Source organism: Rhizobium sp. P28RR-XV (assembly GCF_012641385.1).
GTDB lineage: Bacteria > Pseudomonadota > Alphaproteobacteria > Rhizobiales > Rhizobiaceae > Rhizobium.
This window is the reverse complement of sequence record NZ_JABAIG010000007.1, coordinates 1-25,961: the sequence shown is the minus strand read 5'-3', so window position 1 is coordinate 25,961 and position 25,961 is coordinate 1. Positions and strand designations below refer to the sequence as shown.

General features: G+C 54.6%; 28 protein-coding genes. 17 read left to right on the top strand and 11 right to left on the bottom strand.

The features are described from left to right. Window positions 1-75: 75 nt before the first annotated feature. The 7 genes from HGP12_RS15800 (at window position 76) to HGP12_RS15770 (ending at window position 6,334) form a co-directional block, all read left to right on the top strand. A complete protein-coding gene (locus HGP12_RS15800) occupies window positions 76-1,632 on the top strand; it encodes an AAA family ATPase (RefSeq protein ID WP_168879191.1) in 1,557 nt (518 codons plus the stop codon). Between the two features lie 162 nt (window positions 1,633-1,794). Next, window positions 1,795-2,046, top strand: coding sequence for an ATP-dependent metallopeptidase FtsH/Yme1/Tma family protein (locus HGP12_RS15795; RefSeq protein ID WP_168879190.1), 252 nt, complete (start codon window positions 1,795-1,797; stop codon window positions 2,044-2,046). After that, window positions 2,043-2,744 carry a hypothetical protein gene (locus HGP12_RS15790; protein ID WP_409527217.1) on the top strand — a complete coding sequence of 234 codons (702 nt, stop codon included), beginning with the start codon at window positions 2,043-2,045 and terminating at the stop codon, window positions 2,742-2,744. Before HGP12_RS15795 ends, HGP12_RS15790 begins: the two co-directional genes overlap by 4 nt. Before the next feature lie 9 nt (window positions 2,745-2,753). Further along, window positions 2,754-3,782 carry a lysylphosphatidylglycerol synthase transmembrane domain-containing protein gene (locus tag HGP12_RS15785; RefSeq protein ID WP_168879189.1) on the top strand — a complete coding sequence of 343 codons (1,029 nt, stop codon included), beginning with the start codon at window positions 2,754-2,756 and terminating at the stop codon, window positions 3,780-3,782. A 192-nt stretch (window positions 3,783-3,974) separates the two neighbouring features. Continuing rightward, window positions 3,975-5,069, top strand: coding sequence for a universal stress protein (locus tag HGP12_RS15780; protein ID WP_312862899.1), 1,095 nt, complete (start codon window positions 3,975-3,977; stop codon window positions 5,067-5,069). A 47-nt stretch (window positions 5,070-5,116) separates the two neighbouring features. Then, window positions 5,117-5,605, top strand: coding sequence for a universal stress protein (locus HGP12_RS15775; protein ID WP_168879188.1), 489 nt, complete (start codon window positions 5,117-5,119; stop codon window positions 5,603-5,605). An 81-nt stretch (window positions 5,606-5,686) separates the two neighbouring features. Beyond that, window positions 5,687-6,334 carry a BON domain-containing protein gene (locus tag HGP12_RS15770; RefSeq protein ID WP_168879187.1) on the top strand — a complete coding sequence of 216 codons (648 nt, stop codon included), beginning with the start codon at window positions 5,687-5,689 and terminating at the stop codon, window positions 6,332-6,334. Between the two features lie 212 nt (window positions 6,335-6,546). Here the strand turns inward: HGP12_RS15770 and HGP12_RS15765 are convergent, their stop codons facing one another. The 4 genes from HGP12_RS15765 to HGP12_RS15750 form a co-directional block, all read right to left on the bottom strand. Then, window positions 6,547-7,065 carry an Hsp20/alpha crystallin family protein gene (locus HGP12_RS15765; RefSeq protein ID WP_168879186.1) on the bottom strand — a complete coding sequence of 173 codons (519 nt, stop codon included), beginning with the start codon at window positions 7,063-7,065 and terminating at the stop codon, window positions 6,547-6,549. A gap of 843 nt (window positions 7,066-7,908) precedes the next feature. Then, window positions 7,909-8,274 carry an SPW repeat protein gene (locus HGP12_RS15760; protein ID WP_168879185.1) on the bottom strand — a complete coding sequence of 122 codons (366 nt, stop codon included), beginning with the start codon at window positions 8,272-8,274 and terminating at the stop codon, window positions 7,909-7,911. Between the two features lie 105 nt (window positions 8,275-8,379). Then, entirely contained in the window at window positions 8,380-10,479 is a 2,100-nt protein-coding gene (locus HGP12_RS15755; RefSeq protein WP_205926487.1) for an ABC transporter permease, read from the bottom strand. A gap of 10 nt (window positions 10,480-10,489) precedes the next feature. Beyond that, window positions 10,490-11,728: an efflux RND transporter periplasmic adaptor subunit gene (locus HGP12_RS15750; protein WP_246703423.1), complete on the bottom strand. Its 1,239-nt coding sequence runs from the start codon at window positions 11,726-11,728 to the stop codon at window positions 10,490-10,492. A gap of 249 nt (window positions 11,729-11,977) precedes the next feature. Here HGP12_RS15750 and HGP12_RS15745 point away from each other — a divergent pair, with 249 nt between their 5' ends. The 5 genes from HGP12_RS15745 to HGP12_RS34795 all read left to right on the top strand — a co-directional run bounded on the left by HGP12_RS15745 (window position 11,978) and on the right by HGP12_RS34795 (window position 15,595). After that, entirely contained in the window at window positions 11,978-12,559 is a 582-nt protein-coding gene (locus tag HGP12_RS15745; RefSeq protein WP_168879183.1) for an NAD(P)H-dependent oxidoreductase, read from the top strand. A gap of 239 nt (window positions 12,560-12,798) precedes the next feature. After that, a complete protein-coding gene (locus HGP12_RS15740) occupies window positions 12,799-13,500 on the top strand; it encodes a CBS domain-containing protein (protein ID WP_168879457.1) in 702 nt (233 codons plus the stop codon). Between the two features lie 120 nt (window positions 13,501-13,620). Then, window positions 13,621-13,992 (top strand): SPW repeat protein, encoded by a 372-nt coding sequence (locus tag HGP12_RS15735; protein ID WP_168879182.1) that lies wholly within the window; start codon window positions 13,621-13,623, stop codon window positions 13,990-13,992. Between the two features lie 12 nt (window positions 13,993-14,004). Further along, window positions 14,005-14,463 carry a host attachment protein gene (locus HGP12_RS15730; RefSeq protein WP_168879181.1) on the top strand — a complete coding sequence of 153 codons (459 nt, stop codon included), beginning with the start codon at window positions 14,005-14,007 and terminating at the stop codon, window positions 14,461-14,463. A 724-nt stretch (window positions 14,464-15,187) separates the two neighbouring features. Continuing rightward, complete coding sequence (locus HGP12_RS34795) at window positions 15,188-15,595, top strand: hypothetical protein (protein ID WP_409527216.1); 408 nt, start codon at window positions 15,188-15,190, stop codon at window positions 15,593-15,595. 246 nt (window positions 15,596-15,841) lie between these two features. On the opposite strand, the gene HGP12_RS34085 is transcribed toward HGP12_RS34795, so the two are convergent. The 3 genes from HGP12_RS34085 to adhP all read right to left on the bottom strand — a co-directional run bounded on the left by HGP12_RS34085 (window position 15,842) and on the right by adhP (window position 18,227). Further along, a complete protein-coding gene (locus HGP12_RS34085) occupies window positions 15,842-16,111 on the bottom strand; it encodes a universal stress protein (protein WP_246703422.1) in 270 nt (89 codons plus the stop codon). Window positions 16,112-16,239: 128 nt separating this feature from the next. Next, the gene (locus tag HGP12_RS34080) at window positions 16,240-16,662 is read right to left on the bottom strand and encodes a hypothetical protein (RefSeq protein WP_246703421.1); all 423 of its coding nucleotides are present in this window, start codon (window positions 16,660-16,662) and stop codon (window positions 16,240-16,242) included. Window positions 16,663-17,141: 479 nt separating this feature from the next. Beyond that, a complete protein-coding gene (gene adhP, locus HGP12_RS15715) occupies window positions 17,142-18,227 on the bottom strand; it encodes an alcohol dehydrogenase AdhP (protein ID WP_168879180.1) in 1,086 nt (361 codons plus the stop codon). A 131-nt stretch (window positions 18,228-18,358) separates the two neighbouring features. Between adhP and HGP12_RS15710 the strand changes: the two genes are divergently transcribed. Next, entirely contained in the window at window positions 18,359-18,805 is a 447-nt protein-coding gene (locus HGP12_RS15710; RefSeq protein ID WP_168879179.1) for a hypothetical protein, read from the top strand. 112 nt (window positions 18,806-18,917) lie between these two features. Then, window positions 18,918-19,664 (top strand): helix-turn-helix domain-containing protein, encoded by a 747-nt coding sequence (locus HGP12_RS15705; RefSeq protein WP_168879178.1) that lies wholly within the window; start codon window positions 18,918-18,920, stop codon window positions 19,662-19,664. A gap of 480 nt (window positions 19,665-20,144) precedes the next feature. On the opposite strand, the gene HGP12_RS15700 is transcribed toward HGP12_RS15705, so the two are convergent. Together HGP12_RS15700 and HGP12_RS34075 are read right to left on the bottom strand one after the other, a co-directional pair. Beyond that, window positions 20,145-20,375, bottom strand: coding sequence for a hypothetical protein (locus tag HGP12_RS15700; RefSeq protein WP_168879177.1), 231 nt, complete (start codon window positions 20,373-20,375; stop codon window positions 20,145-20,147). 1,059 nt (window positions 20,376-21,434) lie between these two features. After that, window positions 21,435-21,716, bottom strand: coding sequence for a universal stress protein (locus HGP12_RS34075; RefSeq protein WP_312862898.1), 282 nt, complete (start codon window positions 21,714-21,716; stop codon window positions 21,435-21,437). Here HGP12_RS34075 and HGP12_RS34070 point away from each other — a divergent pair. After that, entirely contained in the window at window positions 21,648-22,025 is a 378-nt protein-coding gene (locus HGP12_RS34070; RefSeq protein ID WP_246703461.1) for a hypothetical protein, read from the top strand. The genes HGP12_RS34075 and HGP12_RS34070 overlap by 69 nt on opposite strands. A 305-nt stretch (window positions 22,026-22,330) precedes the next feature. On the opposite strand, the gene HGP12_RS15685 is transcribed toward HGP12_RS34070, so the two are convergent. Together HGP12_RS15685 and HGP12_RS15680 are read right to left on the bottom strand one after the other, a co-directional pair. After that, on the bottom strand, window positions 22,331-22,669 hold the full coding sequence (locus HGP12_RS15685; RefSeq protein WP_168879175.1) for a hypothetical protein: 339 nt from the start codon (window positions 22,667-22,669) through the stop codon (window positions 22,331-22,333). 218 nt (window positions 22,670-22,887) lie between these two features. Continuing rightward, window positions 22,888-24,600 (bottom strand): GMC oxidoreductase, encoded by a 1,713-nt coding sequence (locus HGP12_RS15680; RefSeq protein WP_168879174.1) that lies wholly within the window; start codon window positions 24,598-24,600, stop codon window positions 22,888-22,890. 458 nt (window positions 24,601-25,058) lie between these two features. Here HGP12_RS15680 and HGP12_RS34790 point away from each other — a divergent pair, with 458 nt between their 5' ends. Continuing rightward, complete coding sequence (locus HGP12_RS34790) at window positions 25,059-25,373, top strand: hypothetical protein (protein ID WP_409527215.1); 315 nt, start codon at window positions 25,059-25,061, stop codon at window positions 25,371-25,373. A gap of 153 nt (window positions 25,374-25,526) precedes the next feature. Beyond that, on the top strand, window positions 25,527-25,838 hold the full coding sequence (locus tag HGP12_RS15670) for an NUDIX domain-containing protein (RefSeq protein ID WP_168879173.1): 312 nt from the start codon (window positions 25,527-25,529) through the stop codon (window positions 25,836-25,838). Window positions 25,839-25,961: the final 123 nt, after the last annotated feature.

Below are 25,961 nucleotides of genomic sequence, written 5' to 3'. Positions count from 1 at the left end.
ATTGATACGCATCAATGTCGGTGACACCAGTTGGCGCCAGATATGGTTGACCGAAACGACACTCAGGACAGACCGATGATCGCCGAAGACCAAGCCAAGGTCATATCCTTTCTGGAAAGCATTCTTTCCCGGGACGGTCAGCCTGTGCAGACGATGGAAACGCATATATCCCGCATTTTCCTATCGGGAGACCGCGCCTATAAGATGAAGCGGGCTGTCAAATTGCCTTACGTCGATTTTTCCACCAGCGACAAAAGACGGGCGGCCTGTGTGAAAGAGGTTGAGCTCAATGGTCCGACAGCGCCTGGCCTCTACCTCGGTGTGCGCGCGATTACGCAGGCCGCAGACGGTACGTTCGCAATTGGTGGCGCGGGACCGACGATCGAGACCGTCGTCGAGATGAAGCGCTTCGATCAATCGCTCCTGCTTGATTATGTCGCCCAATCCGGCGGATTGACTCCTCAGATGATGACGGCACTTGCCGGCGCAATCGTAGAATTTCACCGTCAGGCGCCGATTATCCGAGATCGTGGCGGAACTGAATATGTGCAAGCTGTTCTCAAGATCAATGAAGCCGGCTTTGCCACCAGTCACGTTTTCACGCCGACGGAGGTTGCCGAACTGACCGCTTCCTTCAACAAGCGGCTCGCCGCCCTTGGCGGATCATTGGACAAGCGGGCAATGGCGGGAAGAGTTAGACGCTGCCACGGCGATCTGCACTTGCGCAATATTTTTCTGCGCGATGGTCGCCCATGCTTGTTCGATTGCATCGAGTTCAGCGAAGAGATCGCCACTAGCGATGTGCTGTATGACCTGGCGTTTCTCCTGATGGATCTCTGGCATCGTGGCGATGCCGAATTTGCCAATCTTGTCATGAATCGATACCTGGACGAAACCGGAGACGACAACGGTTTTGCCACGCTTCCGTTCTTTATGGGCATGCGGGCAGCCGTACGGGCCCATGTGGTTGCCACGCAAGCGGAGGGGGGCGGCATCCACGCGTCGGAACTCGCATCGGAGGCGCGATCCTACTTTGCGCTCGCGGGAAGTCTTCTTCAGTCGCCTCAGTCTAGCCTTGTTGCCATCGGCGGACTTAGTGGATCGGGAAAGTCGACGCTTGCTGAAACGTTGGCACCACGCATCGGCCTTCCGCCTGGAGCACGCATCATCGAGAGCGATCGCATTCGCAAGTCGCTGTACGATGTGCCGCCGGAAACCCGATTGCCCCAGAGCGCCTATCATCCGGAGGTGTCCGTTCGGGTATATCGCGAAATATCATGGCGTAGCCGGCTCATTCTCGCCCAGGACGGCGCAGTCGTCGCCGACGCCGTATTCGACAAGGTCGAGAATCGCAAGCTGCTCGAGTGGGCGGCGAAAGAGAAGGGCTGCGCATTTTCGGGTTTCTGGTTGGAAGCCGACCCGGCGCTGCTATGGCAACGCATCGAGGCGCGAGGGGATAGTGTATCGGATGCGACGGTCGACATATTGGCCGACCAGCTTTCGAGGAAGCTGATTCCGATCGACTGGATCAAGCTGAATGCAGCCCGTCGGCCAACCGAGCTCGTGGATGAAATTCTGCGTCGCATGGCGAGCGACGAGCCCGCCCTTTCCTGCATCGCCGAAGATATTTGAGATCACACTCGACGTGAATCATACCTGACACTATGGACAGCCCCATTTCACATCCGGGCTTTCTCAAGCTTAAGAGTGCTTGACCGGCGTGATCGTCCCCAGAAGATGATCTTGTTCGCCACAGTGAAGATTGACAATGAGTTGTCGCCGGCGGAGAACGAGATGGAACGCAAGCACAAATTCAATATTGAATATGTTTTGATGGCCTTCTTGTTGATAGGCCTTCTGCAGTTTTGGCTTGCCGCGCGCAATGTCGAGGAAATCGCCTATAGCGATCTTATGCGGATGGTTGCTGAGGGCAAGATACAGTCGGTCACGTTAACCGAAACGATGATTGAAGGCGTCTTTAAACAGCCCCGGGCCGGCAAATCGGAATTTATCAGCAATCGTGTCGACCCTCTGGCCGCGGCGTGACCCTGGTGGACTTTATACAAGCTGTGGAGCGCATCATCGCAGGCTCCGAACGGCGTAGCCGTCTTTTGAACCCCAAGGAACGGGAACGTATCGCCTATCACGAAATGGGACATGCTTTGGCCGCGACATTGCTGGAAAAGACGGATCCTGTTCAGAAGGTTTCTATCATTCCGCGTTCGATCGGCGCCTTGGGCTATACTCTGCAGCGCCCAACAGAGGATCGCTTTCTGATCACCGCGAGCGAACTGAATGAGCGAATGGTTGCACTACTAGCTGGCCGGGCCGCAGAAGAGATAGTTTTTGCCGAAGTTTCGACCGGCGCTGCCGACGACCTTGCAAAGGCGACTGACATCGCCCGGCAGTGCATCACTCGTTTCGGAATGAGTCCCGTTGGTCAGGCAGTGCTCGAGCCACAGCGCTTAGAATGGTTGGCCCAGGATCGTGCGGAAACGCACGAGCGGGATTATTCCGAGGCGACCGCTCGCGAAGTTGATCTCGAAGTACGTACCATGATCGACACAGCCTATGCGGCCGCCAAAGGCATCTTGTCGGCACATGTCGATGATCTGCGCGCCGGAGCAAGGCTTCTTCTCGAACGCGAAACGATTACGCCTGCCGATTTCAAGCCTCTGCGGCGAAAGAGCGACGAAAGGCACGGTGCTGCCGCGTTTGAAGGCGCTCTGGTCCAACTGCCATAGGAGTGCGCAATGACGGATCAGCCGGAAGACGGGTCGCCCGGAAAACTGGTCTATGAGCTGGTATCGTTGGATGGTCAACGAAGCAAATTCGCTATCGCGGCCAGCTGGCTTACAGGCATCCTACTGCTTGCGGCTCTTGTCGTTCTAGTGCTGCGTCGCGGTGATATCGAGCTCTTTATTTCGGTCCTGGTTTCGGCCGATCCGGTTTGGCTTATGGCAGCGTTCCTGTCACAAATTGGAACTTATGCATGCGCCGCTGCTATCTGGGCAAATGTGTTGGGACGCGTGGGTGTTCAAAGGAGAATGCGTGACCTTTTCGGTCTAGCACTCATGGAACTCTTCGCAAATCAGGCCATGCCGACGGGCGGAATTAGCGGCAGCGTCGTCGTCATGCATGGCCTGCGTCGGCGAGCTGTTCCGGACGCGATTGCGGCCACGGCGCTTCTGACCGCCGCGCTTTCATATTATGTTGCCTACCTGCTTGTGGCACTTTTGGGCTTCGCATTGTTGTGGTGGCAAGTTGGGTTAAGCAATGGCTGGGTTTACCTCGGCGCAATATTCGTCCTGGTTATTATCCTTATCGCTGCGCTGCTGCTTTTTCTCGTTCGGTCACGTGGCAACTTCATTCCCAAATCAATACGGGGCTGGCCCTCGGTAAAACGGCTTGCAGATGTGATGCAGTCGATAAGACGAGATGTTGTCGGTGACAGCATGGTTATTCTGCGCGCGGTGAGCCTCCAGACGTTTATCTTCATGCTTGACGCCATGACACTTTGGCTGGCACTGCGCGCAATTGCAGTCGAGGTCGCTCCAACCGATGCCTTTGTCAGCTTTATTCTTGCATCGGTCGTTGCGACGCTTGCGCCCTTGCCGCTTGGATTAGGCTCATTCGAGGGTACATGCGTAGCCCTGTTGCATCTTTTTGGTGTCCAGATCGAGGCAGCCCTCGCCGCCACATTGGTGCTACGCGGCCTCACTTTCTGGCTGCCGATGGTGCCTGGTATCTGGCTGTTGCGCCGGGAGGCCCGAGTCTCCTGACCGTCATCAAGATCGAGGACGGTTCAATCCTTCAAGATAGCTGTCGGAGCCTCATCCCTGCCGCGAAATCAAAATCCGTGGCCTTTGGTCGGGGGGATATAGGGGTCGTCATATCCGAGCCGCGGCTTCTTTCCCGTCTTCCTTGGGCTTTCCTTCTGCTGATCGCCTCCCGCGTTCGACCCTGCATTGGGATTGGCACAAACGATTGTGAATGCGGCCAGAGAAACGATTATTGCTCGAAACATCATGGTTTCCTTCCAGTTAATATTGATGTCCGAAAAGAGATTCCATCTGCCCGCAGCTGTTTGCATTGCCTTGGATCAATCTGTCGCAATGGCCATATGCCCGGTGGCATCGGCGAACTGCAAAATTGATATCGATCAAGGCGAAATTCAGCAGGGACTGCATGATCGACAGCCAATATGGATGCTCGAATGTGGAGATATGGCAATGCGCTACAAAACCATCCTCGCCCCGGTCGGGGTAAATCATCTGGAAGAAGACCTCAGACAAGCAATTGCTCTGAGTGAAACCGTGGAAGCACATCTTTCGATTCTGGTAGTGGCGATGGCTGCGCCACCTCCGATCGGTGGCTTTGGCGAGGTTGTCTCGGCCGCCTGGTTGGAGGAGCGTGAAGGCGACATCTCAAAGCTGGTTGGCCAGGCGGAGGTCGCCAAGGATAGCCTCAAACGATCAGGCTTGTCTTACGATGTTCAGGATGTCTATGCGGAATATGCCTGGGCAGGGGAGGATATCGCTCAGCGCGCACTCTATGCCGATCTCGTGTTGATCGGCCCGAAAGCGGCTGCGGATCCGCAATTTGCAAAGCGCATCATGGATGGTGCGCTGTTCCAGTCTCCAGCACCGCTGCTTGTCAACCCAGCCGATCGAGCTGCGACTTTGGCACCTCAATCTGTATTGATAGCGTGGAATTCCCGGATGGAGGCCGCTCATGCTGTCCAGCAGGCCTTGCCTCTGCTGCGGGCCGCAAGAGAAGTCCACGTGACCATGATCGATCCTGTCGGGACTGCGATTTCTAGCGGGGAAGAACCCGGAGCCGATATTGCTGCCTATCTTGCGCGGCATGGAGTTTCGGTCGTGGTGGACGCCCTTCCAAGTGAAGGTCGAGGTGTCGCGACGATGCTTCACCAACATGCAACCGATGTAGGTGCCGATCTGATGGTCATGGGAGCTTACGGTCATTCCCGCCTCCGCGAATTCATTTTCGGCGGCGTCACGCGATCGATGCTTGAAACGGCAAAGCTGCCCATATTCTGGGGTCATTAGAAGACCTCCATCACTCGCCAAAAGGCTTTGCGCCAATCCAGCGGGCGATGCCGACCTTCAAGCATATATTGGTTCCAACCGATGGCTCCAAGATGGCGTCGCATGCGGCCACACAGGCAACATCGCTTGCCGACGAAATGAACGCCGAAGTCACGTTGCTGGCCGTGACCGAACCGTTCCATATGCTATTGATTGACAGCAATGAGTATCTGGACCAGCAGCAGCGACATGAAAAAGCGGCTGCTTCGGGATGCGGTGCGATGTTGGCACGGCAGAAGGCCAAGGCGTCCGATAAAAGGGGTCCTCTGCAAGACCCTGGTCATCAAGGGTATGGATGTGGTCGAGATATTGTCGACACAGCCGATAGATCCGTGGTTGGTCCTGTCCGACGATTTCAAGATGCTGAATTTCTGTCGCAAAGTAGGTTTTGCGATAACGGCCTCATCTGGGAACGTAGGTCTCCGGCAGGTTCAGCTGTCGCTGCCGGATGGCGACTATGTTCCCGTCCCACAGGCGCATGCCGTTTGATTGATTGAGCGCAATGACACGATCCACGAAAAAGCAATCATACCTTTGAGGTCCGCCTCAAGTTGTTTCCAGCCAATCGGAGAAGTGCAATGAACGATCTTTCCTTGCGACAGGACGTTATGGACGAACTGCAATTTGAGCCCAGCATAGATGCCGCCAATATCGGTGTCGCGGTCACGAACAGCGTGGTCACCCTTTCTGGCCACGTTGGCAGCTATGCGGAAAAGTCGGCGGCGGAAAGCGCCGCCAAGCGCGTGCGCGGTGTGCGCGCCATCGCCGAGGAAATCGAGGTGCGCTATGCGGGACGAAAACTGCACGCCGATGATGAGATCGCATCGAGAGCGCTCGACATTATCGAATGGGACACGGCGTTGCCAGACGGTCTTATCGATGTCAAGGTTCAGCGCGGCTGGGTGACGCTTTCGGGTGAGGTGCCTTGGCATTTCCAGCGTCTGGCGGCGGAGAACGCGGTCAAGAAGCTAGGCGGCGTAACAGGTGTCTCAAATCTCCTTAGCATTCGGCCCAGCTCAATGATTGCGGATATCAAAGGCCGAATTGAAGGCGCCTTGCGACGCAACGCGGAGGTAGAGGCTGACCGCATTCGGGTCGATATCATAGAGGGGCGAGTTGCCTTGGAAGGTGCCGTGCATGCATGGAGCGAACGCAGCGCAGCCGAGCGGGCGGTCTGGTCGGTGCCTGGGGTGATTGCCGTCGAAAACCACCTGACAATCGGTTGATTTTCCAAGCTCACGCTTCACCGTTGAGCGCCTGCGGGTCTTGAGCTTCTGCAGGCGCCATTCGCTTTTGATCGGTCAAGCCGGATCGGGAAGTCTACCCGTCTGAGCGATTCAACGAGACGATTAATCTTCAAACGAACCGAACAATCCGAAAAATAAACAGGCAAGACCGATCATCTTGCCTGCTGTAAGTGTTGCCGCGGCCGATTCAATCAGGAAGCCTTGATGGCAATCTTGCGCTCGCCTTTGCGTGCCTCTGCAGTTTTGGGCAGTACGATGGTCAATACGCCGTTAGCAAAGGATGCTTCGATTTTTGCGGCGTCAATACCTTCCGGAAGCTGGAAATTTCGCTGAAACGAGCCGAAGCGGCGCTCCGACAGGAAATATTCCTTTTCCTTTTCTTCCTTCGTTTCCTCTTTTTCGCCTTTGATGGAAAGAGTACTGTTGGAAAGCTTTACATCGACGTTCTTGGCGTCGATACCCGGCAATTCCGCCGTTATTTCATAGGCATTTTCCTTCTCGATCACATCGACGGCCGGTGCTGTGATGATCGAAAACGACTTGGCTTGAGACAGGCGCCCGAAAGGGCGATGCCAAGATGTCGGCGTAAAGTCATCGAACAGGCGATCAACCTCCCTTCTCAGATTTTCGAAGGGGAACCATCCCTGGTCCTGGGCCGTGAGAGTCTTTTCATCGGCTTTTATAGGCAGCTTAGTTGCGGTATCGGCCATTTCTATTCTCCTCTTGGTGAAAAAAGTGAGGTGGCGATCAGCCTAGTCGCCACGATTGCCGGCAACGGACATCGTGCGTCTTGCCGGCATTGATAGTGAAATAGATAAGCACCTTTTCGGCATTGATCGTCGTCAAACCGCTCCTCTCGATTTCTCAAGAACGAGACCATTGGCCTGGCAGAAGCCACCGTTTCCGATTATGCGCCGCGAGTTCTAGCGGATGAAGTCGTCAATTTCGCGCAGGAACTGATGCAATTGATGCTGAGCAATGTGATCGTAGACGACAGAAATTATATTTGTCGTCGTATGAAATCGGTAGTCAAGTATATGGAAATTCTTCGAAGACCGTGAAATGCGGATGTTTGGGCAATAAAAATGAAGATCTCAAGGCTAAGAATATGATGTGCTTACATGACAGTTTGCGCTGGTTTGTGCTCTATCATTTTTTAATGATCATTCCCGTTATCATGATAGCTACGGTAATAGCAGTGCCATTTATCCAGCCTAAAAGCGATCTTTTTCAAGAAAAGATGGACTTGCTGAACTCTATCAATGGAATTCGACATTGCCTAGTTCGTTGATAGGTAAGCAACGAATTGGAGTTTCATGAACCATGAGAAAACGAAATCTGTTAGGAAACATATTCAATACAATCGTGTTCGAGCAAAAAATGCTCCATCATTCGGTACTGGCACTATATATGTTTTATAAAAAGCCAAGGCGCGGTACCAAAACCTTTAACCAATAACTCGAATGTTCTGGCAACAATGCTTGTCTCTCGTCCGCTACCGATGAATTGGCAAGTTTTCTGTCATTTAATGAGAAAATCCGAAGTCAGACATTTCATTTCTGTCCTGAGATATCCGTCAGATGTTTTCTCCAAAGAACCCAAATTGCCAGGATCGTCAGTAGCAACCCCGCAAGCAGCGCATTCCAGGTTAGCAATACGCGATCAGTAAATTGCAAGATCCATGGAGAAACGATAAGCCAGAGACCGAGCAGAACATCCAGCCTATCTTCCCAGACATAATGGGACGCATATGCAAGTCCTCCGAAGGTGGCAACGAATAAGCCGCAGAAAAAGAAACTCCATGCTGCGGCTCCCGCAGGAAGGGAATCGGAGCCATATGCTCCAAGGCTCCAGGGTGTTACGATCAACCATAGGCCGAGAACGAATATTGTGTGATCTTGCCAACGCCGACTTTGCATTTCCCTCTCCTCGGTGTTTAGATCCTGCCTAAAAACTGGTCGCTGGTCCGCCGCCTATTGCATTTCGTTTTTGCTTGAACTTGCAACGCACAGGGACTTTAACCGCTATTCATATCTGAGGGCCTCAATGGGATTGAGGTTGGCGGCCTTGTGGGCGGGATAATAGCCGAAAAAGACGCCAACCACCACCGAGAAGAGAAACCCGCCGGCAATTGCGACAACCGACAAGGATGCTGGCCAATTCGAAACCTGTGAGATGACCAACGATATGCCGATCCCCATGCCGATTCCCGCAAGGCCACCCGTAACACTGAGAAAGATCGCCTCGGCCAGAAACTGCAGCAGGATATGTAGACGCCTGGCTCCAATCGCCATTCGAAGCCCGATTTCCCGGGTGCGCTCGGTTACGGACACCAGGAGAATATTCATGATGCCTATGCCGCCCACAAGCAGAGAAATCGAGGCGACGGCTGCAAGAAGCAGTGCCATTATGCGGCTGCTGCTCTTAGCGGTTTCGGCAAACTGGCTGAGATTGCGAACGTCGAAATCCTTGCCTTCGATCGTCCTGATGTTGTGGCGCCGCATGAGGACCGCATTGATGACGGCTATGACCTCGCTCACCTGATCGGGGCTTCTCGCCTGCACGAACAGAAGATTGGCGAAGCCCGTCAGGCGCGGTTGCAAGCCATAGGGATTAGGCGCCGACAAATAAGCCCAATTGCTCTGCGTCTGCGCCTGGAGCGGCGCCGCTGCCCCCAGGACGCGACGCTCGGCTGTGGTAAATGGAATCAATACGATATCATCCTGATCCTGACCCATGGCCGACTGGCCTTTCGGCGCCAAGAGCCCAATGACGCGCATGGGTACGTTTCTGATCCTGATCGTCGCCCCTATGGGATTCTCGCCGGCTCCAAATAATTGATGAACGACCGTTTGACCGATGACGGCGACTAGAGCTTCATTCTGCTCGTTTCCCTTGTTGATCGTGGCTCCCGCAGAGATATGCCAGTTGGTGATGGTAGCGTAGGATTCGCTGACACCTTGAATGCTGGTGGTCCAATTGTTGCCGTTATAGGTGATCTGCCCCTGTTGGCGAATGAGATAACCGATATCTGCAATGGGCGCTTCTTTGGAGAGTGACCTCGCATCCGCAACGGTCAATGTGCTGGCGCTGCCAAAACCACTTCGCAAACCGCCACCGGTTACCGCTCCCGGTATTACCACGACTACGTTCGTTCCAAGGCTCTCGATCTGTTTCATGACCGCGATATTTGCTCCTTGACCCACCGCCACCATCACGATGAGCGCCGCCACTCCTATGAAGACACCGAGCATTGTCAGTAGCGAGCGCATCTTGTTGCGCATGATTGCCTGCGCAGCGGCACCCAACGCCATGACGCCGAAGGAGAAGGCGGTCTTGAAGCCGGAGCGGGTTTCCGGTTGGCCTGGCGGATGAAAATGCCGCATGTCAAGGGCTTCAACGGCCCGCGGCATCGGTTTGCGCTCGTCGGAAATGATCCTGCCATCACGCATGGTGATGATGCGATCGGCATAAGCGGCCATGTCCTGTTCATGGGTAACTAGCACAATCGTTACGCCATCCCGACGATTGAGGGTCACCATTATGTCCATGATTTCCCGCGAGGTCTTCGTATCCAGATTGCCCGTTGGTTCATCTGCAAGTAGCAGGCCCGGCGCATTGATCAACGCGCGCGCGATGGCGACCCGCTGTTGCTGGCCGCCAGACAATTGCCCGGGCGTGTTGTACTGTCGATCGCCAAGGCCCATTCTTTCGAGCGCTAAGCGAGCGCGATCGACCATGGCTGTATTGGTGAGAGAACCTGTGCCGGCATAATAAAGTGGCAGACAGACGTTCTCCAAGGCGCCCGTGCGCGGCAAGAGGTTGAAGCTTTGAAAAACGAATCCGAGACGGTCGCTGCGTATTGTGGCCAGATCCGGCTCGCTGAGCTCGGCAACATCTAGGCCCTCAAACAAATAATGACCAGCGCTAGGCTGGTCAAGGCAGCCGAGAATCGACATCAACGTCGACTTTCCGGAGCCTGAAGAGCCTATGATCGCAACAAACTCGCCCCGGTTTATCGTCAGCGTAACGCCCTGAACGGCCGAAATCTGCACGTCGCCAACCGTGAACGTCCTGGCAATATCCTTCAAGACTATGATTGGTGGATTGGCTGAGCAATTCATGACGGTGTACCTAGAATCTGAAGAAGCGAAAGCTTGTCGACGCATTCACAGGAGTAAGCTGTCCGACAACAACCTTATCCCCCGCGTGCAGGTCGCCATCGGCAATTGCTGTGTAGGATTCATCACTGATCCCGGCTTTCACCGGAACCATCCTCAGGGTGCCGTCGTGTTCCACCCAGACATGATCGAACTTGCCGTCGGCGGGATGTGGAACAGATGCCTTTGGTTCAAAGCGCAGGGCTTGGCTCGGAACGCGCAATGTATTCTTTTGCCGATCGGTCACAATATTGAGGGAGGCGGTCATCCCAGGTTTGAGGCGGAGATCCGCATTGTCGATCGTGACCACGGCGTCAAAGGTTACGACATTCTGAACGGTCTGCGGTGATTGCCGGATTTGCGTGACGATGCCGTTGAGGACGCGATCTGGAAACGCGTCGACCGTAAACGTGGCCGCCTGGCCATTCTTGAGCCCGCCGATGTCACTTTCGCTGATGTTGGTATCAACCTGCATTCTGGTAAGATCAGTGGCAATGAGGAAAAGCGTCGGCGTCTGGAAGCTTGCCGCCACTGTCTGCCCCTGCGTCACGTTGCGCGAAACCACGACGCCATCGACCGGAGATTTGATATTTGTATAATCAAGATTGATCCGGGCGGCTGAAAGCGCCGCCTTGCGCTGCTCGATCGTGGCCTGGTCGACGCCGACCTGCGCCGCTGCTTGATCCACGAGGTTTCTAGCAACATCCACCGTGTCTTGGGAGACCGCATCCGTATCCTTCAGCCGCAGGTTACGCTGATAGCTCAATTGAGTGTAAGTCACATTGGCCTGATCCTTTCTGAGTTGGGCCATGGCCACAAATAGATCGGCATTATCCTGATCGACGATGGTTTGGTAGGGGCGGGCGTCAATAGTGGCGCAAACCTGGCCGGCTTTGACCATCGTATTGTAGTCGCAGCGGATCTCCGTAATCGGTCCGGACACATAGCTACCGACGATGATCGTCAGCTGTGGATTGACCGTGCCCGTTGCCATCACCTGCCGTGCGATATCGCCTCTATCGGGCATAACCGTCTCATATAAAGGCAGTTGCGGCTGTCGAGCGCGCTCCCATATCGAAAAGAGAGCAACTCCACCGAGGAAGACGGCCGCTATCGCCAGCCAGAACCATCCCGACTTTCCCTTCTTGATTTTGTTGCCTGAAAGCGTGGAGATGACGTCTCGTCGCGCTGGCGCCTCAACCGGATTGTCCATGTGCGTTGCTCCTTCGTGATGTAACCATGCGACAGAAGGAGATGAATGCGCATTGATGCCGCTCAAAAATTATGAACACGAGGGCAGTTTGCGGATTGCGATAGATCAAGGTCGGATCGGCAAAACTGAAGATGATAAATGTCGATCGAAAGATCAGTCTACGGTGATTAGACCAGGTGTGGGCACGCGGTTGCTGCGCATGGACATTCCCTTCACGACCGTTCTTGCTTGGAAGCAGGAGATGCGATCTTGTCACGACACATACTGATCATTGAAGCGCATCCGAACGGCCATGATAAGCATCTTTGCGGCGCTCTTGCCGATTCCTATGCGGCGGGAGCCGCCGAAGCGGGTTTTATGCCGCGCCGGTTGGACATCTCACAGTTGGATTTTCCGTTGCTGCGTTCACGCGAGGCGTTTGAGAATGGCACCTTGCCTCAATCTCTTATTCCTGCTGGTGAGGCGCTCCAATGGGCAGAGCACATTGTTTTCGTCTTTCCGCTATGGCTCGGCACCATGCCGGCTCTTCTCAAGGCGTTTCTGGAACAGCTGTTTCGACCCGGCCTTGCCTTTCAATATCAAGATGGCGGAGCCAAAGAACTGCTTGGTGGCTGCACGGCGCGAATTATCGTCACCATGGGGATGCCAGCGACGGTCTATCGCTTCTGGTTTGGCGCGCATGGTATAAATGTCCTGCGTCGAAGCATTCTGAATTTCGCAGGAATTCGTCCCGTCCGCCAAACGTATTTTGGGATGGTCGAGCAAGCTAGCAAGCGAAGAAGAGCGCGATGGCTTGCCCAGGTGGAGATGCTTGGTCGCAGTGGGTCGTGACGCCTTGTCGCCATCGCCCTTATTCAAGTGCGCTCGAGAGCGATTGAGACCAGATTTGCTTTAAGAGTTTGACCTCGATCAACCCGCAAACGGGATGTCCGCATTATTGGTTAACCAGGCTTCGAACGCGTTGCTCGGTGAATGTCAGTCCAAGCCACAGCGACCGGTGGGGTTTCAAGCGGAAATGGCATGATACGGACCGGCCTCACGTCCATCTTCAATTCAAATGGAGAAGACACATGCTCATTCAGGATATCATGACACGGACACCCATAACGGTGAGATCATCCTCATCGATCGCACAGGCTGCGAAAGCGCTGTTGGACAATCACATAAGCGGGCTTCCAGTCGTCGACGACAATAGCGCGATTGTCGGCATTGTCAGCGAAGGGGATTTCTTGCGGCGAGGCGAACTCGATACCGAACGGCAACGCTCGGCCTTTCTTGAGTTTTTTGTTAGTCCGGGGCGGCTCGCGGATGAATATGTGCATGCCCATGGCAGGCTGGTCGGAGAAGTGATGACGTCGCCGGCAAAGACGATTTCGCCACGAGCGCTGGTCAGTGACGCCGTCGAGATGATGGAACGCGACGGCATCAATCGGCTGCCGGTCGTCGATGGGGAAAAGCTCGTCGGCATCGTTACGCGTTCCGACCTGCTGCGCGCTCTTGCCGACATTCTTGCCGATAAAGCGAAGCCGTACAGCGATGCCGAGATTGAAGCGCTCATCATTGCTGAACTTGGAAAGCGAAGCTGGAGCCAGAACGGCTTCATCCATGTGAATGTCAAGGACGGGACAGCTGAACTCTCAGGTTCCATTTTTGACGAGCGCGAGCGCCTAGCTGCTAAGGTTCTTGCCGAAAATATCCCGGGAGTAAAGGCTGTCAAGGATTGCTTGACCTGGATCGACCCCTACATCGGCGTCGCCATGTCGATGCCTTGAACGATCCCGCTACTCGTCGTGCCGCCGAACCGACCGGCCGCAATGCGCAAATTCGCGTACCTCATATGCTATCGCAAATCGTCGGAGACAGCCATGCCAAGTCACGCTCTAAGCGACCACATGACAAACATGATCGGCATTGTACTTGTCGTTGCATCCTTCGCGCTAATTTTTCTCTATCCAGACCTGCCTGGCTTAGGGATTTCAACCGTCAATCTTGCACTGACGGGACTGTTGTTGCTTTGCAGCGCTACCGTACGGGATAGAGCTGCATTGGAATGGGAGCGGATCGTGTTGGCGGCATGGCTTGCCCTATCGCCTTGGATGATCGGCGTTTCTACGGTGGATGGAGTGGCTTGGATCAGCCTTATCTGCGCTACCCTGGTGTTCTTTCCCGCCGCATCATTTGTCTCGCAGCCATGGGGCCTCGGCAAAGCAAAGGCACTTGGCTCGTTTCCCACATACGATCCAGGCAAAAAAAGACACATGTAAAGGAGATCGAGTATGAGCGAATTCAAAATTGGCCAGAAATGCTGGGTCATCGTCTGTGACGGAGCCAGGGCGCTTTTCCTACGCAACGACGGTGATGGACAGTTCCTCAACCTGGTTGAGGTCGACGTCTACCACGAGGCGTCTAAGGCTACGCACGATTTAGGCACTGATCGACCGGGCCGGATTCATGCATCCGAAGGTGGGGCGCGCAGCTCCGTCGAGTCCACGGATCTTCATGGCAAGGCGGAGGAGGAATTCGTCACGAAAATCGCCGATCGTCTTGACGAGTATGTAAGTGGCGGCGCCATTGCTAATTTCGTGCTGGTTGCACCGCCAAGGACCCTGGGCTTCCTGCGCAAATATATGAGTGTGGCCGCGATGAACGCGATGAAGGCGGTCGTCAATAAGGATCTTACAAAGTTGCCTGTCTATGAAATCGAGGCTCACTTGCAGCGTCAAGCTGATATTTGAAGCGCTCCTTCGTTCGCGACTGCCGAACCGCTGGTAAGCTTACCTTGGAATGCTGATCGCCACTTGATAGATCTCCCGAATACGGAACCAGTGCTGGCGCATCGCAGTTGGTTTGATATCCCTCTGTCGCGCCAATCAGCGGATCAAGGAGCCTAAAGTGCCCCAAAAGCCTATTTGGCTTTATTTTGATAATGGGGCGACGCCATCAATTTGCGCTCGCGGTGATTTCCATTGTGCTTTTCGTTGTCGAGGCCGTACCTCTGGAACTGCAAAGGCGCATTGTGAATGCCGCGACGGCTGGCGCTGCTTATCGTGTCATTCTGCTGCTTGCGCTTGGCTAACTCGGTCTTGTTGCTGCAGAGGGTACCATAAAACTCATACTCAATATTTATCGCGGTTGGATCGCCGAGACTGCAATTCGATGGCTGCGCGGGCGGACCTTGGCGACGTCAGCGCATCAGAACGGATCATCGGTCGAGGTCGTCGCCGAAAGCATCCAGCTTTCAATCGTCCTAGCCGAGGCAGAGCCTGTGGGCGGCTTTGTCGGCACCAGTATTTCCGAGCCTCTTCTGCAGGTGGGAATCCTGCTTACCGTCGGCGGCTATCTCATTTTCCTCCAGCCATTGATGGACTTGCCATCGCTGTTGTCTATTGTCCACAGTTTGGCTTTGTTCCCCTCACGCAGTCGGCAATCAATCGCCGGATTGGATCAAAGGTTAGCGCAATGCGTGAAATCAGCGAGGCCATGATGGAGCATGTCGAAACCGACGAAGCCTCCGCTGCACAGACGCAGCGCATCCAGGCGCTCTTTTCCACCAATATGAGCATCTATAAACTGAAGTTTACCATGAATTTCATGATAAATCTGATGATCCAACTGGGTTATGTCGGAATTTTCGTTCTGGGAGGCTACTATGTCGTAACTGGAAAGACCGAGATCGGCACAGTCGTCGCCTTTTTGTCCGGCCTTTCCAAGTTGACCGATCCGTGGAGCGCGCTGGTGGATTGGTATCGTGATCTGAAGGCAACGCAGGTCAAATATGCCTTGATCCGCGATGCCAGCAAAGTTGCCGTCGGACCAAGCCAAATCGTCGTCGTGCCGCCGGATGTGAAATCGGCGCTGGCTACCTAACGTGAGGTATGCCGAAAATCGCAGCCTTTTCGACAATCAGGGCGAGCGGTCGTCCGGAGTTTGCTGCACATGGGCCACCGCCGCGCCAACAGAGCACAAGAAGGTGCCTATACGCTGCGGCGTCACCTCTTCTCGGCAGGTCCGATTCAGCGATTTGGTGTCGATCAATCGCTACTTGTCATTACGATGAGGTCACATCGTCGAATATCGCGGTCAGCTTCGAACTCTTTGCACGGAGCTATTGTATCAATTCGACAGAAGCAGATGCTGCGGGCAATGCTGAAGCAGATGCTGCGTGGCACCGCCGAATATCCACTCCCTGAAGCGACTATGCCCGTAACCGCCGGCAACGATCAGATCAGCTTGAAGTTCTGTTGCAATATCGATGATCGCTTCGCCGGTGCTTCCTAGCCGCAGTGGTTCAATCAGGCGTCGCGCTCGAACATTATACCGAATGAGATAGTGCATGATATCCTCGGCAGGATCATTGTCGTAATCTGTCTCCCGAACGGTCAACAGTACGACATCTTCGGCTTGCTGAGGCGAAGGTATCGCGTCAGCTATCGACCGTCTCGTTTCCCTGGTATCTTTCCAGGCAACCACGACCGTACGTGGCACCAAAGCATTCATTGTCGGAGAGGGAATCAGCAAAGGGCGGCCGGCGGATAGCAAGACGGCACCCTGATCTGTGGTTCGGTGACTGTCGCATGCATGCCCCTTGTCGAGGCGAAAAAGCACCACGAAATCGGCACAGCGGGCTCGCTTGATGATCGTCGTTGTCGGGTCGGTGATTCAGCGAACCATTCGACGTGCGTTCGGAATGGAGCATTTTGTATGATCTGTTCATGCAAATCCCGCTGTCGAGCTTCAATGGCGGCCGCGTCCCGGCGCATGATATTGACAACTAAAGCTGCGCTGCGCCCCATAGCGAGTGCGAATGTGGGATCGGCAAAGCAGGGACAGGTCAGTTCGGCATCGATTCTGCCCGCCAGCTGAAGTGCGAAGCCTATACGTCCTTCTGCGCGTGCCTCGATATCCAAACGAACCAGAATAGATTTGAATGTCATGAGCCGTATCATTTTTGGATCAAGATGAAAGCGGTTAATCAACTACCATGATCGGATCGCTGCCGCCGCGATGCCTTGACCTTGGTCAAGGCCTGCAAAAAGGCAGAGCCAGCGCAGTTTGCCAGAACGCGGCGATGTCTTTTTCCACGACATTCCCAGGAAGCCGGCGTCGCGAACGTGATCGCGACTGCGGCCGCCGGCAGATATTGCCAGGCCGGAAAGCCGCAAACGTCGCGACGCAGGTTGAGCTCGATTTTTCCTGGGTCGGGCTAAGTGATCAGTATACGTTCCAGAAAAAGGATAATCATTCCCGCCAGCACAAAAGCCGTCGACCGTGGCGATAACCATGAAATCGTTCAATTGGGTGGCCGCGCTAAGCCAGCGCCTCGCCGATGCAGGAAGGATTGCGCCTGGAGCGCTCCTTTAGCGAGGCTAGGACACGATATTGCTACCGATGCGCCAAAGAAGACTTCTGCTCGTCAAGCATAGAGCGGTTCAATTGGGATCTTTTGCGTTGCTGCCTCCATGGTCATATCCAGGACGACTCGCCCATCGATGCGCCCATGTTTCAGATCGCTGAACACCTGATTGATGTCCTCGAGCGGGACACGGTGCACGGCGACCTTGACTTTGCGATCGGCGGCAAAAGCTATCGCCTCATCGAGATCTCGACGTGTTCCAACGATCGACCCGCGGACCGTGATGCGTTTAAGGACCACGTCGAAGATCGGCGCGGCGAACTGGCCAGGTGGCAGGCCGACCAGGCTGATGGTCCCTTTCTTGCGAACCAACGATAAGGCCTGAGAAAACGCCATTGGAGAGACTGCCGTTACAAGGACGCCGTGGGCGCCGCCATTGGTAACCTTCATCACCTCCGAGACCACATCCGGCACGGCGGCGTTGATGGCGATATCGGCTCCGGCCATGCGCGCGAGATTGAGCTTCGACGGTACGATATCGAGAGCAATGACTTTCAATCCCATTGCCTTGGCATACTGGATTGCGACATGCCCGAGACCACCGACGCCAGAGATGGCGACCCATTCGCCGGGTTTTGCTTCCGTCTCCTTCAATCCCTTATAGGTTGTGACGCCGGCGCACAAAATGGGCGCTATTTCGGTGAAGTCGATGTGACCGGGAAGTTGGGCCGCAAAGGACGCGTTGGCAATGACATAATCGGCAAACCCGCCATCGCAGCTATAGCCGGTGTTGTGCTGATGGCCGCACAGTGTTTCCCATCCCGTTTCGCAATATTCGCATTGGAGACAAGCGTCGTGCAGCCATGCGACACCGACACGGTCGCCTTCCTTTAAATTTCTGACACCTGGTCCAATCGCGGCAACCACGCCGGCGACCTCGTGTCCCGGTATAAAGGGCAACTCGGGGCGTACCGGCCAATCACCATCGGCGGCGTGCAGATCCGTGTGACAGACGCCGCAGGCTTTAACCTTGACGAGAATCTCGCCAGCGCCCGGCTGTGGCACCGGCACTTGTTCGATCGTCAACGGTCCACCGAATTCCCTTGCGATCGCTGCCCGCATGAATTTATCCATCGAAATCTCCATCCCAGATCAAACTGACGTTACATTTCAAGTCTGCCGTAATGAGCGGGCCCAACATTGATCTGACGCAATGACGCAAGTCGCAGTTAGTGGCTTCCATTATTCACTGGTGGAGCAATCATGAGGTGAGGCCGATGAAAGATGGCTACGCACTCAATCCATTGAGGGGAGTTCAGGTTGACCAAGCTTTAGCCTTTATCCGGGTCTTTGGCCCGGAGTTCAGCGCCGAACGCTGGCAAGCCATCGTCGGGCGTGGCTATACGACGATGGTGGTGAGCGATGGGGCCGGTTACATTCGTGGATTGACGTTTTCGTCTGTGCGTATGCATCCGATTGCGCAAAAGCTGCTCGATGTTCCGATCTTGATTGTCGGCAGTGTCACGGATGAAAAAGCGATAGCGGAATTGCTTTTCCTGGAAATTAAACGCCGCGCGATCGTTCAGCGTTGCGATTCCCTGCGCATCTGGACCTGGTCATCCGATGCGCTCGATCGGCTTGATGACCTTTCCTACTGCGATCGCTGGGATCACGGCGTAATGCATTTCCTCAAGCCGGCCCTTGTTCAATCGCTGGACGACTGATCTGATGCTGTTACACTCAGTTACAAAGTCGCACCAAATAGCACATGTCTGGCGTTTTCCTGTCACGCGAAAATCGTCAATTGCTCTTCATCGATACAGAGGAGTAACGGGCATGCTGACGAGCAATCTGCATCTGGTTCGTGACGCAAGAGCCGACGCGTCCGTCGCGACGGAACTAGCTGATTTCAACGGCATATTTTGCAAACAACCTCTGGAGCACGCGCACTCGGGGCAAATTCTATTCTTTGAACGTGATCCTGCGAAACACGTCTTTTCGCTTGTTGAAGGACACCTTCGGATTTGTCGGTTGCTATCGGACGGCCGTCGCGTCATCACCGGTTTCCTGAGAAGCGGTGATGCCGTGGGCGTTTCATTCAAGAACCGATATCTCTACAGCGCCGAGGCGATCGATGAAGTGGCTTTCCGACGGGTGACCAAGCGGTCGTTCGAGGAGGAACTCGTCGCGTCCCCGCAGCTTCGCCCCCTGGTATTTTCGCGGGTTTGTGACGAGGTTGCCGCGGCGCAAGATCAAATGGTGCTGTTATCTTGCAAAAGCGCTGAAGAACGACTTGCTAGTTTTCTTCTGCACCAATTACGATCCGATGAAGCTCACGGTGGTTTGCGTGGCGTGGTCATGCTGCCCATGACGCGGTTGGATATTGCCGATTATCTGGGACTGACGATCGAAACAGTGTCCCGAACGGTGACGAAATTGTCCAGCAAGGGAATCATCAGCGTATACGGCCGTCACGGTATCAAGATCCTCAACAGGACCGGTCTTGCGTACCAGGCGGGAGAATATGAAGACGATAACGACGCAGATGACAGCAGGACTGTAATAGCCAATCGCCATCACTAGCATTGCGTTGGCTGTCCGGTAAAGTGGGGCGCAGTTGTGTCGCAATGAATGTGATAGCTTGGCGCTCCAAGTTCGATCGGGACAGTTCTTGTGAGACGTCCCATTGTCGCAGCAACAAGGATCGTCTTAACTATCAAATCCACGGGTCGCGTGGCGCCGTAGCTAGATTGAAGATTCCCTCACCGCTCGCTATTCGACCGCCGCAATTCTCCGACACGCGCAATGCCTCTTAACACTCAAGCGGGTTGGGAAATGCGGGTTCAAAAAATCCGATGCGGACATATCCGCTTTCCGTTTGCAAATCATGCGGTCAGCTCTTTCGACAAGAGGGATCATCCCGGCATGCTTCAGCTCTGAAGCCCATGTTCTCCTCCAATTCGATGGCGTCATAGTTACTTCTGTCTTCGCTCGACTCGCCTTTTTTCTAAGCCCTGCTGTCTGTCTTGCTTCACCATCAGGTCCGGAGGTTCCCAACCAAGGTCATGACCCTTGAAATCGCAGCGCACGGTGACTTCGCCGTGCTTCTTTAATGATCACATGCCAACACGACGGCCGCAACGAGCTGATGCTATCGCCGGCGAATGCGAGATAGCTTTCTACGGCGTCTGCACCGATCAGGTCGGTAATCTGCTTTCGGCAAACATGTTTGAGGGCTGATAGAAAACAGAAGCGCAGGTCCTGTGGGCTGACATGATCGAAAAGCTCGGTCATGAGCTCTTCATCTTCGATACAGAGCTGGTGTCGGCCGTGTCGCCATGATCGACCCAGTGGCCCTGTCTGGCCTGCGCGGGGAACCGGCGCCGATATTGCCATATATCTCGCACAGCAAGGAGCCGATGTGGCCGCCGATCTGATCGCAGTTGAGACGCGATCAGTCGGATAGCCTCCGCTAGCATGGCGAGGCGGCGTGCTACAGACTTAAATCATGCCGACGCCAGTAAGAGGATCGATATGGATGAGCAGATCTGAGACGGCGCGCACGCCGCGAGTGTTTTCGGCGGCGAGCCTTGCCGCGAGTCGTTCTCGCTCATCGAGTATTCCGTCGGAAAGCTCGACTTCCCGTCTACAACGTTTACATGTATAGGGCTACTCCGCCCCCAGTTCTGCGCAGCCAATTCACTTGTGATTGCTGCTTCGATATTCCCCATCTACGCTATCCGATGCCCGTATGAATGGGTGCTTACCGATGAGTGTCTTCAGAAGATCGGAGCGAGATGCAATCCCCACCAGTATAGCTCGTGACAGTACGGGAGACTTTTAACGTGCCATCTTCCATGAGATCGACCGCTTCGTCGAGCATTGTCGTCGGCGCGACCATTAAGACATCGCAGCTCACAACCGTTCCGACCGTGCAGCCGTGCGTCTGGGCATATTCATCCGCCAACATTCCGGAGCCGGTGAGGAGATCGGCTAGCCATGAGTGCTTGCGTTGTGTTTGCAGTTCGGCGCTCCTGACGAAGTCACCCTAACTGATAAATGCCAACCAGATCGCGGATGTCGTTGATGATCGGAAGGCAGCTGATACGATTGTCGAGCACTATCATCGCGGTTTCAGCGATCGGCGTTTCAAGCAAACGGATATTACAGGCGATGTCATGACCGCATGGATAAGCATCGTTTACTCCTCACTTTTGTCGACGCCACATTCCGCGGATATCTGGCAGGTGATTGGCGAAAGCATATCTGGCCTGGTTAGTGTTGCCCTGATCACGATCAACAGAATGGTGCAGCGGATTTGGTCGCTCTTGGCAGTTTTTCCTGACTTGGCTTTCAATTCTTCTCGTTGCGCTGGCCTGAAGCGATGTGACTTACGCCGATTCGGTCGATTAGCACGGAAGATCGGGCGTGGCGTACGATATGGTCGACGGTCGAGCCGAAGATGTGGTCGAATATATCCGAGGCGTGGGCAGCGACGACGATCAAATCCGCCTCTCTTTCCTCGGCGATCTTCAATAGCGTTCGCGACGCGGAACCGGATCGTACATGAACGAAAGCCGGTATGCCGAGATTTTTGCAAAGTGTGCTGAGCCTTTCCTCCGCCTCGCCAATCACCGAAATTGCCCAGCTGTCGGGACATTTCTGCTCAGCGGGGAAGCGCTCGACAATATAACCGTCAATTCGCCTTCTGGCGCCAATAATGATTACGACGTTCGCAGAAGATGCTCGGCGCGCTCGCGCGATCCAAGTCCGATTGCGCAGATAATCCGTGCGTACATTGCGATCTCCTTAAAATATGTCGGTGCCCGAGCGGCAGGTGAATTCTGTCCGCAGCCCCCTGGAATGCGCTTCCTTGAGAAGCCGATCGGCACTCATCAGGTCAACGACGATATTGCCGGCGAAGCATTGAGCCAGGGGAGATAGTAAGGTCTCGCGTATCCATGCCTCAGCTCGGGGAGAAATTACGTTGATCTGCCATCGCGCCTCGTCCAGGCGCGTAAGGCGCAAATCGCAATGGTCGCTGTGCATCGGCGCATAACCCGCGGCAGCGAGGAGCGCTTCCTCGTTTCGTTTGGCGAAAGGATTATTGGGCATTTGCTCTTCCTCCGATATAGCACCCTGTATTTTTTCCAGAATGCATGACAGGCTGAGACTACTCGCAAGGATGGATCGCGTCGTCCGTCTGGGCATTGATCGCCATCAAAGAAGCGTAAATTCGCTTGACGTGCCTATAAGAAAGCTAAGGACCGCCCGAACGGCACACAAGCCCTCTGACGCTTGTTGATCCAACGCAAAGCCGAATATTGGGCGAGGACGACGATGATCCACATTTGGAACATTATGAGACCGACTCGCACTGCCCCAGCTGCGGATCGATCGAAAGAACGAAAATCGCTCGGCCGGACAGAGAAGAAAGCGTATGGCATCCCGTGAATATTCTGAACATTGGCTCCGACGTCGCGGCCATGCGCGAAGTCGCGGAACTGGTTATTGGCGTCAACCGCCATAAGATGACGATCTTCATAATGATCGCGGCCTTGCTGCTCCAGGTTTTCGTCCCCTTTCATCGTTACGTTGTGTTCCTGAAATGGTTGACATTATCACCGCTTGTTTGCGCTGCAGTCTTGTTTACGATGCGTGTTCCATAGGGCGAGGTTGGCTTGAGGATAAATGGCGCAACCTTTGACCGCCCCCAGGGATGGATCATAATTCTGAGCTGGATCACGACAGCCATCATGGGCGTGGGGAGCGATTGGTATGGTGATTACCGCATAGGCATAGTCGCTTAGCCGGCAGCCAGCTTCTGGTTCAGGTGATCAGCCAACCGGGTCGCGAGAGCAAGGATCATCAATGTAGGATTCGCATGGCCGCTGGTGGGAAACACCGATCCGCCGGCGACATAAAGATTGTGCACGTCGTGGAGCCTGCAATTCTCGTCGACGACGCCTGTCTTTGCGTCGACAGACATGCGTGTCGTACCGAGCGTATGTGCCATGTCGATGATGACGATGTCTTGTGGTCGCCGCTCGACTGCCCAATCTTCGAGCTTGGGTACGGGCAGACCGGCGCTCAAAAGGGATGCAGCGGATATTTCCGCAATCCTGAGGAGCGTCTGGCGCTCGATATCATTGATGCGCCAATCGACTTTGGCAAGCGGCATTCCGAAAGGGTCCCTCCTGGTACTGAGGCTGATGCGGCTGTCGGCATTCGGAATTTGTTCGCAGATTGCCTCGATCCGGAGACCTGTAAGCTTGTGGGGAAGCCCCCGACATTGAAATTCATCTGCCACCAAGTTTGGAGACAGTCTTATTGCAGAGTTGATCATAAACTCCTTGAGCATTTTCGGGGTTCGATGGTCTGAAAGAATCTTCATTCCGATCCCCTTGACTATAAGTCCGGAGCCTTTTGCAACCGAGCATAGGTCACGACGAACATCCGCATCACGGCGCAGCAACCGTTTCAGCGCGTCCCAGGGGTCATCCGGAGCGCGCTCCGTGGCGAAGTAGATCCCGGCATTCAGTAATTGCTCGCGCTCCTGTATCTGTGGCGTTAATGCCAGGCCGTGCATGAACATGTGTGCACGTCCTTTGTGATGAGCCCCGAAGAACCCGAAGAGCTTGGCCAGTGGAGCCATTTGGCTGGCGTCTATGCGGCCTATTCGAGCGCCGGGATGATCCATCAGATATCGCCCGACCAGGTCACGATGGTTGCCAATTCCCTTCGAGTGCACATCGTTGGATGTCAGCAGTAATCTAGCATTTTCAATTCCGCCTGCGGCCAATACACACAATCTGGCCGTGATGCGTGCACGCTTTCCCGCCATGTTCGCGAGCTCAAGGTGTGAAAAATGTGATCCGTCCGCGCTCAGCCCGATACGCGTCACGGTCGCATCCAGAAGAACATGTATCTGATCCGACCGTTTCGTCATGAGCTCCCTTCCGAAGCGCATGATGTCGAGCCGTTCTACGCGGGAGCGTGCAAACTGCCAATAAAAGGAATGAACCTCCGCTGTATCAAAGCGCCTCGGCGGCTCCCTTGGACTGAGATTGAGCACCTCCATTGCCCGCAGGAGGTAGGGTTCTATTTGGCTGCGATCCATCGGCCAGCCGGAACAGGGAACCCATGAACGAGCCCTGAAATCCATAACATCGAAGGGTGCTGATTTACCGGCCCATGCGTGCGTCGATCCCCCAAGCGCTCGGCAGCGGACGCCGAACGGTTGGACCTCGCTCGACCAAAACTCTGCTTGTGGGCCATGAAATTCCACCCGCCGGCGGATTTGCGCTTCCGATTGGAGCTCGCAGACATTCTCGACTTCATTGAGTGCCGAATGCTCGGCATCTTCGAACTCGAGGCCACTTTCGACGACGAGTACCTTTCTGCCCGCCTTCGCGCATTGCGTTGCAATTGTCAGTCCTGCCGGTCCGCCTCCGACAATGACCAGATCTGCAGTCATTGTCGAATTATCATCGAATTTGGACAGGCGGTCGATTTTCATGCGGAGCCATCAATTCAAAGAAGTCATCATTCAAGACGGAACGATCTTCGTCACCTCATGTCATCCGAGGATTTACCAAGAATTGGAAATCGACAATATCCGTACAAAATTGGTAGGTGGTAATCCGGTTGAAGGTCAAAGGTCGCAAGACATCACCTTGTTCGGCGAGAGCTCAACACTGCTTCCATGTTTGGAGGAGGGGAGCTTCAGAAACTGCGCTATAGCGCTCCAGGAGACCGCTAAAAGAAGTAGCAGCCTGTCCTTGAGCAGCTGTATTGATAGAAACACCTATTGAGGTAAAAAGGAACCAACATGGCTTCGAGCATCAAAGACCCAGAAACGGAACGGTTGGTGCGCGCTCTCGGCGCGGTACGGCGGAAGTTATAGCGCGGCGATTAGGATGAGACGAATCTCACCGTGATTGCCGCCGCGCAGGAAGTATTACCGTTGCAACGCGCATGACGCTCATTGAACGCTTGCATCGCGTTAACTTGGAAGTCCAAAGGGCAGCGCTGCTCGAGGACCTTGCGGCAAGCCGTCGTCGCTGGAGATGTCTGCCCATTCTCGACACACGGAGCGCCGATGAGATTCGTGCCTACGACGGGACTGCCAACCTGATGGTTATCGACTCGTCCATCATCAAAGCTGTCGCCTTCGATAAACCAGGAGTTAGCTCATTCGAAGCGCTCATCGCAGACGATCCCGTGCGCCAAGGATTTCGCCCTTATAAGGGCAAGGATAGCGACATTACGATGCAGCGCTGCGGCGCATGAGCGGCGTGTCCGCGGTGTAGCCTCTTCCGGGAGGCTAGATCTCGCGCCGAAGACGAACTTGGATGAAGGTCAATTTCTCGATCATGACTTAGCGATTCCGTCGGAAAGTCGTTTCAAGAACGCAGGAACCACGAGCGGCAAGGGAAGTCCCCGATGGTACAGAAGAGCGCAGGCATCTTAGCCTATCGTGTCGATCGGAGCGAGCTCGAGGTTCTGTTAGTTCATCCGGGCGGTCCCTACTGGCAGAAGCGTGATATCGGCGCGTGGCAAATTCCGAAGGGAGAACTCTTCGATAACGAAGAAGCCGATGTTGCCGCCAGGCGAGAGTTTGCCGAGGAGACAGGATGGATTTTGGAAGGAGCGCTTTATCCGCTTGGCGAAATACGCCAGCACGGAGGAAAATCAGTTATGGCTTTTGCGTCGGAAGGCGCCTTTTCAGTGTCGACGTTTATTAGTCAGACGTAAGCGCGAATTTCGGTGCGCCTTTTGAGGCGCAGCGCTCTGAGGCATGAAGTGTCCACCAAAAAATAGGTGGACACCAAATCATGGATGAAGATGCTCCTAAATTGCAGGTGCGGCTTGTTGGTC